At 31.0% G+C, this 19,174-nt stretch carries 16 protein-coding genes; all 16 read right to left on the reverse strand.

Going from position 1 to position 19,174, the window contains the following annotated elements:
- Window positions 1-515: hypothetical protein (locus tag AC4AGG_RS08235; RefSeq protein WP_489771513.1), on the reverse strand; the 515-nt coding region annotated here is incomplete at its 3' end.
- Entirely contained in the window at window positions 503-2,737 is a 2,235-nt protein-coding gene (locus tag AC4AGG_RS08240; RefSeq protein ID WP_489771514.1) for a hypothetical protein, read from the reverse strand. The genes AC4AGG_RS08235 and AC4AGG_RS08240, both read right to left, overlap by 13 nt.
- Window positions 2,738-3,075: 338 nt before the next feature.
- On the reverse strand, window positions 3,076-3,669 hold the full coding sequence (locus tag AC4AGG_RS08245) for a hypothetical protein (protein WP_489771515.1): 594 nt from the start codon (window positions 3,667-3,669) through the stop codon (window positions 3,076-3,078).
- Window positions 3,670-3,889: 220 nt separating this feature from the next.
- A complete protein-coding gene (locus tag AC4AGG_RS08250; protein WP_489771516.1) occupies window positions 3,890-4,423 on the reverse strand; it encodes a hypothetical protein in 534 nt (177 codons plus the stop codon).
- A gap of 117 nt (window positions 4,424-4,540) precedes the next feature.
- Entirely contained in the window at window positions 4,541-5,059 is a 519-nt protein-coding gene (locus AC4AGG_RS08255; protein WP_489771517.1) for a hypothetical protein, read from the reverse strand.
- A 1-nt stretch (window position 5,060) separates the two neighbouring features.
- Window positions 5,061-7,439 (reverse strand): hypothetical protein, encoded by a 2,379-nt coding sequence (locus AC4AGG_RS08260; protein WP_489771518.1) that lies wholly within the window; start codon window positions 7,437-7,439, stop codon window positions 5,061-5,063.
- 3 nt (window positions 7,440-7,442) lie between these two features.
- On the reverse strand, window positions 7,443-9,608 hold the full coding sequence (locus AC4AGG_RS08265; protein WP_489771519.1) for a hypothetical protein: 2,166 nt from the start codon (window positions 9,606-9,608) through the stop codon (window positions 7,443-7,445).
- Window positions 9,609-9,740: 132 nt separating this feature from the next.
- On the reverse strand, window positions 9,741-11,198 hold the full coding sequence (locus AC4AGG_RS08270) for a hypothetical protein (protein WP_489771520.1): 1,458 nt from the start codon (window positions 11,196-11,198) through the stop codon (window positions 9,741-9,743).
- A 229-nt stretch (window positions 11,199-11,427) separates the two neighbouring features.
- On the reverse strand, window positions 11,428-11,760 hold the full coding sequence (locus AC4AGG_RS08275; RefSeq protein ID WP_489771521.1) for a hypothetical protein: 333 nt from the start codon (window positions 11,758-11,760) through the stop codon (window positions 11,428-11,430).
- A 3-nt stretch (window positions 11,761-11,763) separates the two neighbouring features.
- Window positions 11,764-12,228 carry a hypothetical protein gene (locus AC4AGG_RS08280; protein ID WP_489771522.1) on the reverse strand — a complete coding sequence of 155 codons (465 nt, stop codon included), beginning with the start codon at window positions 12,226-12,228 and terminating at the stop codon, window positions 11,764-11,766.
- A 22-nt stretch (window positions 12,229-12,250) separates the two neighbouring features.
- Entirely contained in the window at window positions 12,251-13,075 is an 825-nt protein-coding gene (locus AC4AGG_RS08285; RefSeq protein WP_489771523.1) for an N-acetylmuramidase domain-containing protein, read from the reverse strand.
- A 13-nt stretch (window positions 13,076-13,088) separates the two neighbouring features.
- Window positions 13,089-14,960: a hypothetical protein gene (locus AC4AGG_RS08290; protein ID WP_489771524.1), complete on the reverse strand. Its 1,872-nt coding sequence runs from the start codon at window positions 14,958-14,960 to the stop codon at window positions 13,089-13,091.
- 765 nt (window positions 14,961-15,725) lie between these two features.
- The gene (locus tag AC4AGG_RS08295; RefSeq protein ID WP_489771525.1) at window positions 15,726-16,352 is read right to left on the reverse strand and encodes a hypothetical protein; all 627 of its coding nucleotides are present in this window, start codon (window positions 16,350-16,352) and stop codon (window positions 15,726-15,728) included.
- Window positions 16,353-16,535: 183 nt separating this feature from the next.
- On the reverse strand, window positions 16,536-17,306 hold the full coding sequence (locus tag AC4AGG_RS08300) for a phospholipase D-like domain-containing protein (RefSeq protein WP_489771526.1): 771 nt from the start codon (window positions 17,304-17,306) through the stop codon (window positions 16,536-16,538).
- Between the two features lie 395 nt (window positions 17,307-17,701).
- Window positions 17,702-18,586 (reverse strand): DUF4231 domain-containing protein, encoded by an 885-nt coding sequence (locus AC4AGG_RS08305; RefSeq protein WP_489771527.1) that lies wholly within the window; start codon window positions 18,584-18,586, stop codon window positions 17,702-17,704.
- Complete coding sequence (locus AC4AGG_RS08310; RefSeq protein WP_489771528.1) at window positions 18,586-19,173, reverse strand: TIR domain-containing protein; 588 nt, start codon at window positions 19,171-19,173, stop codon at window positions 18,586-18,588. Before AC4AGG_RS08310 ends, AC4AGG_RS08305 begins: the two co-directional genes overlap by 1 nt.
- Window position 19,174 lies beyond the last annotated feature (1 nt).

The following is a 19,174-nucleotide window of genomic DNA, read 5'->3' on the forward strand; positions in this document are numbered from 1 at the left end:
ATTAATTGGGTTATATTGGCTATAACTTCTATTAATTGATCATTATTCAAAGAAGCCTGAACAATATTTTTTCTAAAGTATTCTAATGCGACAACGCCAAGGTAAGCACCATCAGAAACCTCACTAAGTATCGCAAAATTTGTTACATTAATGTGCGTAATAGAAAACACATCACCTTGAGCGAAAAATTTCCTATAATGTACCCACTTATAATGATTATCTAATGAATTTATTGCGGTGTTTACATATACAACTTCTCTTTTTTTTACTAAAATAATGTCACCTATTGCTGCATATTTCCAATAGCTAAAAATATCAACATCTTTTAATTCTCTTTCCTTATTACTATATTCAAGATATTGATTATAATTTGCATAATGTCCTTTATCATCATATAGGTAATAAATATTAGCATCTGATTTAAAACCAGCCAAATGTCCAGAAGTAAAAAAAACAGGATCTTTTATTCCAGATAATTGTACAACTACACCGTCTCTTCTTACTACTGCGTCCATATATTACTGATTAATATTTTAAAATTATTTTCACTAATCATCGGCATCCACTTGCTATACGTTTCACTAGCATAGATTCTGTTATCGATGGTTGTGACATAGATTTTGTTGGTAGGTTCTAAGAGTTCAAGTTCGCCTGTTTGGTTTTCGCCAATAATACAGACGCTGTACTTTCGGTAGTCTATTCGTTCGGAAGATGTGTAATAGCTTTCTTCATCTTCTAGTTCATTTCTAAAATAGATTTTCGGATTATTAATGGTTGTATCAAGAAGAGCAATTAAAGAGTCGTTTTCCTCTTTTGTGATGCCTAAGAGTTTCTTACTTGGGATGGCTCCATCTTGAGAGTGTAGTGATAAGCCTGTTATTGTAATCCCATCATATCCTGTAAAAATTTCTGTCTGCAGATAATAAGGACTTTCTGGTTGGTAAAAGTTATTGCGGTTTTTACTAAAGTCCATCACTCCACTGTTGGAGTTGTCTTTATAAGCTGACAGACTTTGGAAAAAAGACCCCGTATTTTGTCGGATGTCATTCAGTAAGGTCTCGTAGGTAATTCGGGATAAAGTTTGATCATCGTCCTTAGACACCAAATCTTGTGTCCGTTTTGTAGTAACGGTAGCAATGTCTTGTCCTCCCGTCTTGTTTTCAAAATTAATTAGCAAGAGATTTTGATCTACAATATAATACAAGTCTGATCCGGTAAGTGATTGGATATGCGGTCTTGCATTAATCATCCCAAAAATATCGTCAATATCTTTCATGTAATGATAGACTGTTTGAGCAGGATTATTAGGATCTCCTGTCGCAATATCTTCAGATACGAGAATAAGTTTACCTTCATAAACCAATTGTATAATAGAAGCAATCGTTTCCCCTCCAGACTTCTTTAGAAAATCAAAAATAAGAGGTTTTGTATAATTGGTGTTGGTATTAGTCCCTGCTTCTTGCAATAGATTTTTGTTTCGGATAAAATAATCTTCATGAGAAGTACTCTGATTAAGCAAACCTTGTTTCACATAAAGAGCAGCTGCATTATTATTATCGGTAGTCAGTTGCAAAGCCAGATTAGCACCAGAGGTAATCTCAGCAACAGGCCAGTTTTCTTCAAATTGAGATTCAACCAAATTATTAACATCGGGACCTATCTTGATGTTGTTATCATTGGTATCTGATTCTGCATAATTTCCATAAAAATTATATGATCGTTGTCTGTTGCTTTGGATGTATAGATATACGGTCTCTTTGGTTTGGAAGTTTTGTATTGCAGCATATATTTCATCAGCAGTCTGCAACGGATTGGTTTGAGTATTGACATAAAGCTTGCCCTTTCCTTGTGCATGCATTCCGTAGAACGCTGCTATATCGATAAATTGCGTAGCGGATTCTCTTAAAAGCTTTTTCTTAAAATCGGTATCAGCACTAGGATAATTGGCATAACTCAGGACATGGTCGGCAGCTCTTGCATAGGCTAGATTAAGATGGAAAGGATTAGGGTCATTCTCTATACTAAAATCACCTTCATTAAGGACAATATCAATCCCAAAATTAGAATTAGCATTTCCCAAATAAGTTCCTTTAGGAATCATTGGAAGTTCGTATGCTTTTTTTGCAGGTTCTGTAGTTTGTCCGTTGGCATCCATCTCTTGTGATTTTTTTAAAAAATAATCATCAATAAGATCACTAGCTTGTTGTTGCTGTTCAATAGGTAAAGAGGTATTATACGCCTGATAGCCTATATACTCTGCCTTAAAATCTGGAATAGGTGAAATATTAGTATAAAATTTTTTAAAATCAGTCTGAATGACATCAATAAATCCAGTAAACGTTCCTTGATTATCTTTTACTTTTCCAGTAGAATTATCAAAAAAATCACTTTTTAAAAGTCCTCTGTATATTATATACTTAATAGCCAACCCTTTGATAGGTTGCGAAAAGGGTTTAAGAATAACATTAACCTTTGTTGTGTCTCCTAAGTTAGGCTGTACAAAAACCTGACCTTGACAAATGGCAAAAACCTTTCCGGTATAACCCAGCTTAGAAGTTGTTCTAAAAGTTGAGTTAGAGCCTGTTCCCACAATTCCAAATTGATCTCCAGAAGCTTGAGAAAAAGCAACAGCTTTGTCCAGCACAAAGAAAGAGTCTGCAGCAAACTCAGCACGAACATTTCGACCGGAAGAGTCGGCGGATGTAGCCAAAGCATTGTTTGACGGTGTTGTCGGCATAGATTTGTGTTTTTTTGTTTTTATAAAGCTAACGATTATTCGTTAGCGAATATTATGCTTCGAAGTTAATTTTTTGTTAAAAAATTAATATTTTTATCAAAATACTGAAAAACAATAAGTTCAATTATTGGGAAGATTACATATAAATAAAATTAAACTAATGCAATATATATTGAATTCATAAATTTACTTTTTGTTATCATCATAAAGCACTTGTATTTTGTTCATTAAATCTACCAATTTATCCTTATTAGGTGGATCATTTGTGATACTTATAAAATATTGGGATTTGCATAAATGCATGCTAAGCAGACCTGCAGGGGCTATTTTTTGGAACATTACTTGAGAAACCAAGAATTATCTTTTTTTTCGAATTCATTAATTGTATGAATTGTTTCCTCAGGTCTAGTTACATCCATATTATATATAAATGCTCTAGCCTTACTAGCATCAAAAATTACTCTCGATATTTTAAAACTTCCTAAATATTGATCAGTATTTCTTCCTTTGTTTGTGGAAACCAAAATTATATTATCTCTAATTTTCAAATTTTTCAGATTAATTTTTCTGTTAACTTTATCAGGTGTTTTTAGTGGTGAAAATACTAAAGCCGTTGTCATTGCTTTATATTGTTTAGAATTTTCATCAGTGAAAAATAAAGTGTCCGAAATAGTCATGTAGTATTTTTCTCGTGACACTTCTTTTTTAACATTCTCAAGAAGTGCTGATTTTTCATTTAGACTGTATTTTTTTGTAGTATCTTTTTGAATAACTTCAAGATATTTTTCATTAATTTTTGGATTTATTAAGTCGATAAATAATTTTTCATTAATATAACTATTCACAATTTCTAACTCGTCTTTCTCTAATTGTTTTTCTGAACCACATCTTGTAAATAGAAACAAAACTAATAGCACCTTAAAAAAATTCATTAGTTTCCTTTTTTATTGTCATTATATACTTTCTAAATAACGTTCATTAGCTTTATTAACTTTTGTTTAGTGGGGGGATGATCATCAGCAACACTCATGAAATCATTTGGGTCATCACGAAATGCTCCCCCAAACGGAGTTTAAAACATACTTTTTAACTAATATTTACGTTTCTTGTGAAATCATATCTCATAAAGAAAGATAATAAATTTTAACATAATTACACATTAAACTTTATATCCAAATTTAGACTGTTAAATTTTTTCATCCCATTGTTTGAAAAATATATTTTATCATGTATTTTAACTCCTTTATCTAAATAGTTTTGATTGATATAGTTGACAAGTTTTCTCCAATCTAAAATCATGTCTTTTTCTTTATTTAAATATTCAGCATCATCTTTTTCATAATCTAGTTTTTCATTTTTTATATAGTCAAATAAATAAATATATAAATAAATAAATAAATAATCTAGCTCATCTTTTGATGCTTCTATCAACGAATTAGTTAATTGCTCACAAGTGAGGGTGCCATCCATTATAAAATTATGAAAAACATTAAACAGCAGTTTTATATCTGTTTCACCAGCCTCATTAAAAGCCATTCCATAAAGAGGTTGATAATATTTGTAGGTGCTATATTCATCTTTTCCTACTAATACTTCTTTGAGTTTTCCTTGGTTTATAAACTCTTTCAATGTTTTTATTAAATTCTCATAATTTTGTTGAAAAAGTCTTTCAGTCTCACTATTCATTATCTTATTGGTATTATGGTTGTTTGGTTACTATTTAAACTTGATTTTAGAATAGATTCTATTATTAATTCTGCCCAGTTTTTAGGAGTAATACCTACTGGAAGCCTTAAATCATTTCTATATATTGAACTTTGTTCCTAAATTTAAATCATTGAATTTCTTCATTCCATTATTCGAAAAATATCCTCTATCTTCAATTTTCATTCCCTTATTTAAAAAGTTTTCATTTATAAAGTTAACTATTTCTGGTAAGTCAAATATTTTTTCATTAATATTGTTAGTAATGTATTTGTCAATGTAAATAAATATATAGGTGTAATCTTCTTTAGCTATTGAAAGTAAACCTTTCGTAATAACTTTATTATCAAGTATTTTTTCTTCAACTAAAAAAGATAATACATTTAGAAGAAATGAATAATCTGTCTTAGAACCGTCATAGGTATAATAATTAGGAGGCCAGTTTTTATAAATACTATATATTTTTTCTCCTTTTAGAATTTCTTCAAGTTTTCCCTGATTTATAAAAGTATAAATAAACAGAAATTTGTCTTTAATTTCATTTGTTATTTCCCTATCATTTAAAAACCTAGGCTCATTTTTTATTATAAATTCTAAAAATTTATCAGATAAATTCATATTATTTAAGATTAACGTATGTTATTTGACTAGGACTTAATATGTTTTTAGGTATTGGCTGAATTATAATCTCAATCCAGTTTTTAGGGGTTACGCCTCCAGGAAGCCAAATTGGATTTGCTCCAAGTTCATTACCTTTTGGAAGACGATACCAACCAACTTGATTGGGAAATATATCAACTCTTATAACTTTTGCTCCATTCCTAACTTGAGCAATGAAATCATCAGTACCTGGTAAAATTCCTATCTCATCTTGAATACAGCTTAAATTCCCATCGGCTTTTGTTAATAATTGTGTCATTTCATCATATGAGGTTGAAAATTTCCCTGTGGAAGGTCCAATTGTATCATAGCCAGACGTCAACCAATTTTTTCCTTTTTCTTCAATTGTTAAAAAAGAATATCCATTTTGGTATTTTGCATATTGTGCATCTATATAACTCTGTTTAAGATATACTGAAGGTTCTTCAAAAATTAAGTTTGTTCGATTTGCTAGGACTTCTCCAACCGTTTTTCCGGGTTTAAAAGCATTATTAACTGTTTGCATATATGCTTCCCAATCACTTACTACATTATCCAGATGTAGCCAACCATTTTCCATAAGTGGCTTAAGGTTAGCTCTTAGTTCTGGAGTAAGCATATCAAAGTTAGCCTTAAATTGATTTAAAGCAATTCTATAAGTTGTATAATTTGTAACAAGATTATTAATAGTAGTAACTCCCCAAATAGTGCCGGCAGTAAGATTAATAGCCACTATCCCACCTTGTATCACTGCCCAAGTATCATTAATTGCACTTTGATAATTTGTACCGTGTTGTACATCATATTGATGTAATGACTCCTGTACTCCCGGAGCTTGTAATATAGTAGAGCCTGTAACCGCAAATGTATCAGCTAATCCTAAATAAAAACCTACTGAACCTATAGGGGCCAATGCTGTAAAGTAGGCAGACATATAAGCTATGGAAAGGCTTTTGTAAAAATTAATAAGCTGACTATCATGAAAAAATATATTTAGTGTATATAAATTAACCAAACATACCGCAGGCATTAATACATACTTTATATCTGCATCTTTTGGAGGCTTCGTATAAATTTTCAATAATTTCTCATAGGAATCAAACTTCTGTATTTCTTTAGTATAATCTTTATCAGCATCTAAAATATATACTTTTACCAATTGTAAGGGATCCATTTGTTTGAACAGAACTTTTTTATGACAAATAAGCATATTTTCAGGAGATGTTAAAAAAGCTCTATATGAAAATGCTAATTTTGTATTTTGTTCATTAGTTGGTTGTCCTAGATAAGTATCAAAGGGAAAATAAGGATCTCTAATGTTTTGAGCATAACAGGGTTCGTCCAATTCATTAGAGTAGAAATCTAGATATAGATTAGTTGGTGTATTATAGTTAGGATTGTAAATAAATACACTTGCAGTTTCCGCTAATTTATTATACAAATTCCAATTATTTTCATATTGAGAATATACAGCTTTCTCTTTTACAGCGATATTTACTAAATCAAAAAGCTCACTCTGTGTGTCAAATAGTTCTTTTAAGGCTCCGTTATATTTAAAGATATACTCTATTTTTATGGTGTCTTCTGTACTTGTGAGAAAAGAGTTTAAACCATGCCAGAAGAATCTGTTTAGTTTAAAAATCATTTTTTTTGATTCATCTTTTAAAAGATGAATTATCCTCCAAGCTTCGGCTTTGTCTTTTGGTTTTAGTAGAGATACTACAACATCAGGATGTATATTTGATTGTTCAAAGTTTTCTAAAAAGAAAATTCTATCATCTATTTTCATTTCATGAGGAAAAATACGAGGATCATATAAGTTGAGCAAAGAATAATCACCCATTTTGGCTTCAGTAATTGCATGATTAAACCGCTCTTTCCACGTCCCATATGTGTTAACATCTCCATATGGCATATTCATAAAATTTTCAAAATTAGTTACAGAGTTCCCTCCTTCCACCTGTATTACTACACTATAGATATAGCCCCAAAAGCCACCAGTTGAGACCTTGGCAGAAAATTGATTTTTTTCAAAAATTTGATTACTGGGACTAAGTGCTAAAAATTGTTCAGAATGAAAAATATAAACTTTGTCTTGATTAACGTTAATGGTAAGTGCTTGGTCTGGCTGCATAACCTCATTGCCCCAATTCACTTTTATATAATTTTCAATATTTTTTTCCTGAGGTTTAAAAAAATTAAATCTCATGTTTTTTATTTTGAACGAAAATCCTTCGGGAGTATCAATTTGTACATCTTCATGATCTACATATTCAGCAGAAGGACTGTGATGGGTAATTATTGAATTTGAAAAAGTAAAATACTTCACAAATTCTAATGTATGTATTAATGAACTCATCTCTTAGATTATTATTTGTTCTGCTATTGACCTATCTTCAAAAGATGCATATTCTTTTGAAGCAAGAAAATTAATCTTGATCCCATAAACATTAACTTCCGTTTGAGGAAATGATTCCTCTAAATTCCCTGCTGAGTTTTCATACAAAATACCCAACGAAAACTTGTAAAATACTACATCGTTCTCAAAATCCATATCGTAATTGGTTTCGTCATTTAACTTAAATCTGACATTGTATGCTTCTGTAGGAATTAGTTGTTTTAAACTACTTAACTCTTCATCGGTTATTCCCAAATGAAAATATTCATTAATAATTTCATCATTATATTTCAATGATAAAGTTTTAAAATCTATACCATTTTCTTGTAATTGATATGACCTTAAACTAAATCCTTTTTCACTATAAATAAATTCTAGTATTTTATTTTCGGAAGATGTTGCCAATAAATTATTAGGATTGAGAAACCGGCAACTTTTCATGTTAAGATTATCAGGAATTCTTGAAATATGAGATATAAACATTTTTCTTTTCTTGGTTTCATAATTATCTGGTGAAATCATTTTTTTTCCAAAGTCAGTAACGACTTTATTACTTGCCAAAAAAACTTCTTTATAACTCAATAATGCTAGTGGAGAAATTTTATAATCTTCAAAAACACTAATTGAGCCTTCGTCGTATATCAAACTCGAATTTGCATTTACTAATGGAAAGATTTTATGCAATAAAAAATAATTGCTTTTTGGGGAAAGTGGAAAATCTTGGTAATTATCTATTTCAAAATTAACACCTTGGTATCCAATAAAAATAGCTTCAGAAATCAGATGATTATTCACTTTTTCTAAAGAAATTTCTATTTTATTTGTGTATTCAATCGGGTTGGTCAAATTTGTATTGATCAATTCTTCACGATTGACAAAATAAATAGATTCTGTATTTTCTACATTTTTATTGAACGAGTATAAAATAGGAATGTTAAAATCTCTACCATGCAAAAATTGTAAATACAATTTGTCCTGTGCGCCCATATTTGAAATTTGTTCAATAGGCCAGTTTTCTGTTCCGAATTTTTTTTCAACTAGATTGTTTTCATCAAAACCTACTTTAATATTTTTTCCATTTAAATCATAGTTTCCATAAAAATTATAGGATCTTTGTCTGTTGCTTTGGATGTATAGATATACCGTCTCTTTGGTTTGGAAATTTTGTATTGCAGCATATATTTCATCAGCAGTCTGCAACGGATTGGTTTGAGTATTGACATAAAGCTTGCCCTTTCCTTGTGCATGCATTCCATAAAATGCAGCTATATCGATAAACTGAGTAGCGGATTCTCTTAACAGCTTTTTCTTAAAATCGGTATCAGCATTAGGATAATTGGCATAACTCAGTACATGGTCGGCTGCTCTTGCATAGGCTAGATTAAGAAGGAAAGGATTAGGGTCATTCTCTATACTAAAATCTCCTTCATTAAGGACAATATCAATCCCAAAATTAGAATTAGCATTTCCCAAATAAGTTCCTTTAGGAATCATTGGAAGTTCGTATGCTTTTTTTGCAGGTTCTGTAGTTTGTCCGTTGGCATCCATCTCTTGTGATTTTTTTAAAAAATAATCATCAATAAGATCACTAGCTTGTTGTTGCTGTTCAATAGGTAAAGAGGTATTATACGCCTGATAGCCTATATACTCTGCCTTAAAATCTGGAATAGGTGAAATATTAGTATAAAATTTTTTAAAATCAGTCTGAATGACATCAATAAATCCAGTAAACGTTCCTTGATTATCTTTTACTTTTCCAGTAGAATTATCAAAAAAATCACTTTTTAAAAGTCCCCTGTATATTATATATTTAATAGCCAACCCTTTGATAGGTTGCGAAAAGGGTTTAAGAATAACATTAACCTTTGTTGTGTCTCCTAAGTTAGGCTGTACAAAAACCTGACCTTGACAAATGGCAAAAACCTTCCCGGTATAACCCAGCTTAGAAGTTGTTCTAAAAGTTGAGTTAGAGCCTGTTCCCACAATTCCAAATTGATCTCCAGAAGCTTGAGAAAAAACAACAGCTTTGTCCAGCACAAAGAAAGAGTCTGCAGCAAACTCAGCACGAACATTTCGACCGGAAGAGTCAGCGGATGTAGCCAAAGCATTGTTTGACGGTGTTGTCGGCATAGATTTGTGTTTTTTTTGTTTTTATAAAGCTAACGATTATTCGTTAGCGAATATTGTACTCCGAAGTTAATTTTTTGTTAAAAAATTAATTGGTGTTTTAAATGATTCAGAAATTGAGAATCCGAGTCGCTGTTAGTTTTTACAACTGCTATATTCTTTTAGAATGTAGAGCATGTTCTCTAAATTTCTAAGATCCAAGTTTTCATTTTTTAGTTCACTTGAAACTTTTTTGCAGTCACTCAAATATTCAGAAAGTTTAGCATTTAGCTTTTCGTTGGAACGATCATCCAGAATTTGCCCTTTGGCTTGGAAATCTGTTTTGATTACATATTTATGAAGATCAACAGGGTCTTGTAGAAGCGTAATTCCCTTTTCTTTAGAAATTATACGGTAGAAATAAGCATTATTCCCATGTAGATCTCCAAAATTTTGAAGCTTTTTCATAGCGTCCCCCCTTACACTTAGGCCAAGATAGCAATCCTGAGTACCATTGTTATTGTTAACACAGAACTGAACTCCGGAATCAGCATTGTACTCTTTTGTTTTCATGCTATTGGCGGGCAATGGTGTTTTTAATGTAAGACTTTGTCCATATAGAATAGCTCCTTCGTTTGGCAGCCTTTCACCTGTTCGATTAACGTCTAATTGTTCAAACCAAATTGTAATGTATCCATCAGTCTTCTTTCCTGATTTTTCAATAACATAACCAGGTGCATCGAACAGATTAATACTTCTTTCGATTGCATCATCAATCTTTGCGTTTTGTAGTTCTAAGTTTTTGTAATAAGCCTGATGTTCCAATGTATATCCCTCTAAGATTAAGTTAGAAACAAGCTCTGAAACAAAAGCATAATCAGAAGCGGCGTACGATCTACTCGCATCAAAGAAAAACTGATTACCATCATAAGTTTTTACTAAATACGTCTTGATACCTCTGTTTGAAGTAAACATTGAAGCTACTTTAATATTATCTAAATCCCATATTTCCAAACAGGGGCTGGGGTTGAACCCACTACATTGATAAGCTTTAGCGTAGCCTGCTATTTTGGCGGGATAATTTCCATTATTATATAAAATTTCGCCACCAGAGCCCAAACGTGGGTTATAACGCGTTCTGATATTGCTAAGCTTAGCCTTTTTCTCGTTTTCGTCAGCAAAGCTATTGGCCTTCATTTGGTTATATTTATCGGCTAAGTTTTCCCTTTCAACGTTGAAGAATTCCTCTAGTTTTGTTTCATTGATTCCCTTTTGATCCAAAAGAAGGTATTTAACGACCAATTGATGTGTGATGATGCGGTCGGGCTTGAGGGAAGTAACTAAAACTTCATATGGAATTTGAGTTACTTTTCCGTCGGAGGATTTCAACTCTAAATAGTACATAAATTGCTCCTTAGAGAGCGTGACACCTTTGAGATCAACTTCGAATACCTTATGATTATTCAAGGTATAGTAATCATAATGATCACGATATGGAGATTTAATAATTGCGACTTCACTGTCATCAATCAGAACTTTTTCCTTTTTAATTTGAACTTTTTGAGCAAATAAAAAAAATGGAAACAACAGAAGAAAGGATATTAAGTATTTCATAATAGCTTTTATTTTTTTGATATAAGAAATAGGATTTAGTTAAAAAGTAACGACAAGAAAGATACTTTTGTGATTAAATTAGACTCTCCCCCCCCCCTACTTTCCTTTTTTCGTTTTGTATTTAGAAGTTCAAGTTTCGCTTCAAATAAATAACAAACTAGTGTTATTAAAAGAGAAATTACCAACTAGTTTTTTTGAAAAAGGAAACAATATTAAGACGTTATTATTTTCATAATGCAATATAGCTCAAAGCTGTCGTTATAATGATATTAATTACCTTATTTTTTAGATGAGCTAATTTCAACTTGGAAATCCCTGCAGATTGAAGTGCTTGAAAAGACAATAGTTCCTTTTGACTTTTTATCAACCATTCGAACTCCTCTTGCGTAATTTGATGCTCAGCTAAAAGATTAGTCCAACGAATAATTTTTGATTCAGATTGTTTAAGAAAATCGGTTAAGTCTTTTTGCGATTCTTTGCTAAGATCGGTAAAAGAATTATTCAAAATATGTTGTATCTCGACTCTTAGGTCATTGATAATTTGGTCTGTTTTTTTTGCCATGATTTATTGTTTTTGGATAAATTGAGAAAGGTTTTGTTCGGAGGTTTTATCTTTTGCAATTTCATACTTTATTAACAAATCAAACGCTTGTTGAATTTGTTGATTTGATTCCATTGAAAAAGCTGAAGAAACAGAGCCTTTCTGTTGCCAATAATTTAGAAACCCGACTAAAAGATGTTTGTCTTTGTCAGACATAAGTGTCCACATCGTTGTAGTTATTTCGTTATTTGGCCGATTTTTTTCGTATTCTCTAATGAGCTTTAAGTTGTTAAGTAGCTGTCCTATTTCTGTTAGATGGTCTTTGTAAGGTGTTGTTGATTGATTTAACAAAAGTTCTGATTGAACTTTTAATTCTACCGTTTTTTGATAAGCATATTGATCAAATGGAGCAGTTTGGATGCTTTTGCAGGATAAAAACGAAAAAAAAATAGCAGTAAGGAAGCTAAATGCAAAGAAATATTTTTTCATAAGTGTAATTTTAAATTGAAAGTTATCTTGAATATTTTTCATAAGCCTTTTGCAGCTTAATGTCGTATTTGTTCTGATTGTAGGAGGGACCATTGTAGCCTTTGGCAAATTTTGACCAATCTTTATTTTTTAGAAATTTGAGCAAGTTATATTTTTTTAGAAATAAACCAAATGCGCGAAGATGTTCCCTTTCATGTTTGTACATATCAGAAACAAAGGCATCAACATTCGGATAGCCGATTGTTGTTGCATTAAAGCCCATAATTTGGAAAGCGCCCCAAGAAGTTGAGCAGAGAGCCGCTTCTTTAATTTTAGGATTATCTCCCATGTGGATAGCCAATTCCAAGCGATGATATTCATTAATACCCCCAAGATAATATTTTTTTGTCCAAGCTTGATAGAGAATACTTTTTGTACCAGTATTGAGAAAATCATTGGGAGCAATTCCTCTTTTTTGCAATTCTTTCCAAAATATATGTCCTTCGAACAAAATTTTTGGTCGACCGTCGATTAAAAAGCCTTTTCCCGAGCTTTCCACTTCGTTTACAGCTTTTACCACAGCTAATTCTAAATTGTATTCTCGGGAAAAGTCGACAAGATCTTGTTCGGATAAAAACTTGTCATTTTGAGCAAAGATGTCGAGCTGTTTTTTCAACATTACTGCCCATGTCTTTGGTCCAACAATACCATCTACAACCAAGTTATTCCTTTTTTGAAAGTCTTTAACAGCAGCCAAAGTATTAATATCAAAATATGTATTCGCTATGACTTTATAGCCCAGTTTTTGTAAAAGTTCTTCCAAATCAAAAACAGCTTGCCCAAATGATTGATAACGCAGTATTTTCATATTATTAATTTAGTTAGTTTTTAAAATAATTCATTTTTTTGACAAATTTGTTTAAAGTGTCTTTTACACTTTTGTCATAGACGCCATCTTCAATGGACAGAATTGCTTTTTCCGATAAGTATCGTCCCAATGGAAGTATAATTGTGCCTTCTTTTCCGAATGAAGTTATTGCGTTTTTCTTCAAAATAATAAAAGAGCTGTTTGGCAGATTTCCAATTTCTTCAATAGTATGTCCCGACCGTACTTTTAGCAGGGTTTCTACAGGTGCAAGGTATTGATTGTATGATTTATAATTGTTTTTAGGTGCGTTGTAATCATTAATAATTAGAATGGGGTGTAAGTCAATTTTTGAAAAAAAATTACCTTTGAAGGTCATGAATTTGTGAAGTTGTCCCTCTTTATTAATTACATCATTAGGATTTTTAATTGATTCTTTTTTCATAAAAAGTTTAAAAATAAAAAGATTCAATCTCTTTTCAAATATAGAATAAACTTTTTCAGCAATGATACCACCTATGTTGTCATAGTAACCAGAGTCAACATATTGGCCTTTTCCTTCGAGTTCACTTGCCGAAGTAATTAAAGGGAAACTAGCATTTAGCGCGAGTGCGGTTGAAAGTTTTATAGACGAAGAGTCAGCCTGTTGATTACCATTCTCTTTTAAGGAAGATTGCAAATCATGATAAAAATCTCTAATAGGTGAGCCCAAATTGCCATTGGCAAAAGATGTGGTCACCGGTGATATTAGTGTGTATTGTCCTGTTTGAACATGCGTAGTGTTAACCATTAATAGAGGTAGCTTTTTCTGCTGACTATTTTTTTTCCTATTATCATATTTTTGTAAGAAGTCAGAACTAAGAGAGTCTTTATCGCTTATATATTTTTGATAAGCAATTTCCCATTCTTCTTCTAATATTTCTTCTCTATTTTTTGTCAAAGAAATACCTGTTGTTGATTGAAAAGCGTCTCTACCGAGCAAACTGACAATGGAAGAAGATAAGAAATTTGTGCGATAAAAGTCGCCGAAAACACTTTGAATTTGTGCGGTATCTTTAGTTTGGATGTATAATTGCGCATTGATATTGTCCGCAACAGTATTAAAATATAAACCATTACCAACGCTACCACCAGATGCGCCAGTGAGTAAGAATAGATGATTTTCAAAATATTTTCCATTTGTTTTGGAGTGAAGGTAGCTGTTAATGATAGAAGACCATAAACCCGCTTTGGAGCCACCACCTTGTGCTGCAACAAAATAAATTGGATAAGGGTGAGTTTTATCAGCCTGTATCATCAGATTAGCTCGTTCCTGGATCCACAGGTCAATATAGTTTTCAAGAGAGTCTCGATCTATTTTATGTGAAACAGTTACAGGTTCAATTTTGTAATACTTAAATTTAATTTTATTTCCAATGATGACAAAAGAAAGGGCGAAAGACATTACCATTGAGAAGCTGAGCAATAATATTTTATACTTTTTACCATATAGCAGAAGTATATTGGCAAGTGTTAGATAGCCAACGAATCCTATTATGACAATGGATAAAGGATTTATTTTTTGAGAAATATGAATGAATATATTAATGACTGCGAACAAAAGAATTAAGAAAATAATTGAAATAATAAAAATATTATAAAACCATTGTCTTTGTTTCGCTGTTTTGAAAATTTCCTTACGGGTAAATGAAAGGGTAAAAAAAATGCCCAATAAAAATAAATTTGCTAAAAGGAGATATGCTAATTGTGAGCTCTTTTCATTGTTAAGGCTTCCAAAAATTATAATTGATATAAATAGTAAAAATATAGTTAAGACAAAGAAAGATCTTTTGTGCTTTAGCCCCTTGATGTATGTTTTTAAGAATTTATTGTAGATGTTGTAGTCCAATAATAGACAAAATAAAAAACAGAAAATAGAAAGCAAAAAATAAGGAGAGACGAAAAATTTTAAAATTGGATATTCATTTAAGAAACCCATATATCCAAAATCGATGAATGCCTTTATAATTGCAAGCATACTTAGTACTAAAACCATCGAGCCTAAAACTCTTGGAAGGATGTAAATGATATGGTATCGATTGGCTTCCTTGTAGGTAATGTCTTTTCTTGAGAATTCATTTTTGTAAAATTCGTAACTATATTCTGGAGTAAATTTGAAGAAGTTGACTCCTTTCATTTTGTTGATATTCCATTGGTGTAGATACTTTGGAGACAACCAGATTTGACAAGCAAGAATGAAAATGCTAAAAAAATATAATGGAACTTGCGTAAGACCTTCTTTTTTTTGATTGAGAGTGAGAAGTAAATCTTGAACTTGATCAGAGAACCATAAAAGCCCAAACAGCACCAAGAGTGTTATGACAAAGAAAATGTAATAGCTCAATCCGGAAATCAGTAAGCGAATCCAAATACTAAAATTTTGAAGAAAGATAAGAGCTTTTTTTAAGAGATTGCTGTAAAACCGCATATTTTATAAACTGTCTAATTAAACGATTAATTCATTTGGGATATTGCTTCTTCTTGCCAAAAGAATATTTTTTCTTGCACTTTTCAAAAAGGTACGAAAAGGATTTTTCTTATGAAAAACAAGGGCCTAATTTTATAGCATGACCAGGTCGACTAGAGAAAATGTTTTTGAGGAGAGCTTTTTATATTATTTCTTAAATTTGTTAATCCATCTTTTGTTCTCAAAAAGAGTTGATCTATTAATTCGACTATCTGGGCTTCCTTTTAAATTGTTTAAGTATTCTTTTATTGTTTTATAAATGGTCTCAGGCATTTGTTGGCTGATGGTAATTCTTTTGATAGTATCAAGCGAAATTTCAATATCAAAGACATTTTCAGCATCATTGTCTCTTTCCACAATGATTCTATATTCTTCTTCACATCGATATGGCCACCTTTTCGTGAAGGGAATATCGTCAACATTTAAAATAGTTGTTTTATTTTCAACGTCCGACAGTCTTCGATAGGTTACTTTTTTATGCTTTAAGTTTGGGATTTTGTCAATAATTGCGAAGAGCTTTTGGGCGTCAAATTCTATTAGGCAACCACTTGCTCCGCTAGAAAATGTTTTCCAGTGGTGTATTGTTTCATCTCCATGACTAAAGCATATTGCAAAGAGGTTTTTAATTTTCTTTTTCTTTTTATACTCTAAAATTAATTCTGAATCATTTTTATCTTCCCAAGATTTAGGATCTAATAATGTCAATTTTTGTCTTTGTAGCAGATCAAGTAAAACAGGGAGTGTCGTAAATCGATTTAGTTTTGTTATTTTCATTGTTGCTTTTTTATTACAGAGAGCTAGAAAAGGGGAATAATCTAGACGACACCTTTTGCTGAAGTATCAACTAAATTGTAATTCAATTGCTTTACTGTGGAACTAATTTACAAAAAAGGGAATAAGAAAAGATATTAATATTCTAAGATTTGAAAGGGATCTTATTAGGAATGAGCATTTTCTTTAATTTATTGGCTCATGATATAACTCTTTCCCCCACCGTTGTATATCTCTTTCTGGAAGCCCCGAATGGTTGAAAAGCTCATTAAACTCATCAATAATCTTTGACACAGCATTATCATCAGTTGTTCTAATTCTTGTCTCATAGTTTTCTTTGGTTCCACTTCCTGTAAAATTTAGTGAACCCATATACACAATTTTATCATCAATAATATAAATTTTGCTGTGTATAAAGGTGTTTTTATAGGTATTTGCCTTTTCCGGAGAAACAAAAACTTTAAATGGAAATAATTGAGAATAATGATAATTATATATTCGTTTATTTTTTATTTTGTTTTGATAGAAGTTTCGAGTAATAAATAAAAGAATGATAGGAATAATCGCGTATAGTAGCTTGATTTCCTTAAAAAAATAAGCTGATAATAAAAGAGACAAAATTAAACCAATATTTATATATAATAATATTTTGGTTAAATCAATCCAGTAATTTCGAGTTTTATCAGCTTCTTTATCTTTTGATTGATGCTGATTAATCAATTTGTGAATGTTTTTTTCGTAGGATCCGTAAAAATCTTCAATGTTATCAGTAGTTACTAGATGTATGTTAATCCCCTTAGTGTAGAGATAGATTAGTTCTTTAATTAGAAAAGGAGACAAATAGGGTGAGATAATTTTAACAGATTTTTTTGCGGTAGAAATATCTTCAAGTAGTTTCTTTCCTGCTCCTTTTCCAATATATATATCACAAATAGCTCCATTATAAAAAGTACTCATAAATACAAATTTTCTATTGGTTGGTTTTTTGATGTTTAAGCGAACGAAAAAGTATTAGCGATGAGAGAGGAGAGCAATAATACCTCGCCGTATTGACAAAATTATTTTTATTAGCGTATAAAGACATTTGTAGCATTGGTAAATAATGAAAGTCAAAATAATATTTTGAACGAATTCAGCTTTAAATTAAAAATCCAATGTGACTAATTTACAAAAAAGTTTAACACGTTTTTTGATTATTTGTAAAAATTAGTGTTAGTTTTTTAACCTTACATAATGTCTAAAAGCCGTATAAGCTGAAAATTTATTAAAAAAGATAGTCTGAAGAAAGTGAAGGCGTTTGCATTATGTACTCTCGTTTGACATATCGTTTTTTTCAGTAAGATTGAGATTAATTAGATTCTTTTCTGAGCTAACCAAAGCGTATGTTCACGAGACATCGCGTTTTCGGAATCTAGTACAAAAATTTTAAAACTTTCTTCCGTATTTATAAACTCTGCTTCTTGTTTGATTAAATTTAATTCTGATGCTGCAGTCGTATATGCTTCTTTATTTTCCTGATATTTTTTTAATTGCAGCCAGCCAAAAAAACTTGCCGACAATGTAGTAAATAACCCCACAAAATTGAAATTAGATTCTGGATTTTGGATCAAATATCCGATTGAAATTAATGCTAAAAACTGCATTGCAATTACTCCCCAAAACCAATTTTCATATTTAGCCTTATTGGAATCAGCTTTATTTGAATACCAACTAATCTGGTTATCTATTCTGTTTTTTAAATAAAAATTTTTTCTATCTTCCAACTTAAGATTTCTAATTTCAGACATTCGATCGGTTATTATAAGTAATGCTAAATGTTTAGCCTTTAAGGAAGAATGTAGATCTTTAAACTCTTTCTGTAATTCTCTTATCCTACTAGTAAATCTTAATTTAGCTTCCTCATCTGTTATTGAGTTTTCAAAATATTCGGATTTGGTCATAAAACGCCATGTTAAGGTTTTTGTAGATTCTGCTAAAGCTCTACCTCTATACCAAACATCTTCGTACTTTTTATTTTTAATAACCAAGGAAAAAATTATAACAATAAGCATTACACCTCCTGAAATAATGTATATTACCTTCTTGCTTTCTTCTGATTGAAAATTATAGATTGTCAATGCTGCACTTAATACCATTAAAAGTAGATCCAACCTAACATATCTCGTATATAGTTTTTGCGCCAACAAAGATGCCTGATCTCCTGCAATGTAATAGTTGGGGAAATCCTTTTCGTTCATTATGGTTTTACTTTAGTTTTATTAGAAATTGGATGAGATCTTTTATCAAAAGCCAGTTCAATATAATAATCTGGATTATTACAAAATATTTCCCATGTTGTCAGAACACAATACCTTTCGTCCTCACTTGAGGAACACCTTCCATTAGGTATATAGTAGTTATAAGAAAATTCTTTAATGACAGTATTATCATTTATTCTAACTAAGTTATGACTTTTTCCACAAGTGGTACAAGTATACGAACCCCCAAAAATTTTTTCTGTCATTGACGGCAAGACAACTCCTAAAATACCATTTTTAGTGTTTCCTACTCCATTATACAGAGACGCCTGTAGTTCTCTTTTGATAAAAGTTTGGTTTTCAAATATAGAATTTTCTGCGGATTTATCCCCTATTAAGAAGATAGTAACAGTCGAATCTGACAAATAATTTTCTCTAATTTTTCGCATAATATAGTCTTCATCATGAGAATTTATTGGTTCATGTAATGATTTGTCAATCATATCTACTTCAAGATGATCGTGGATATAGGTTTTATATGCTCTATCTTCTGTTTTGAAAGAAATGAAACATTTGTGTGCTGGCATT

The sequence above is a fragment of the Chryseobacterium sp. CG10_8 genome, assembly GCF_058117085.1.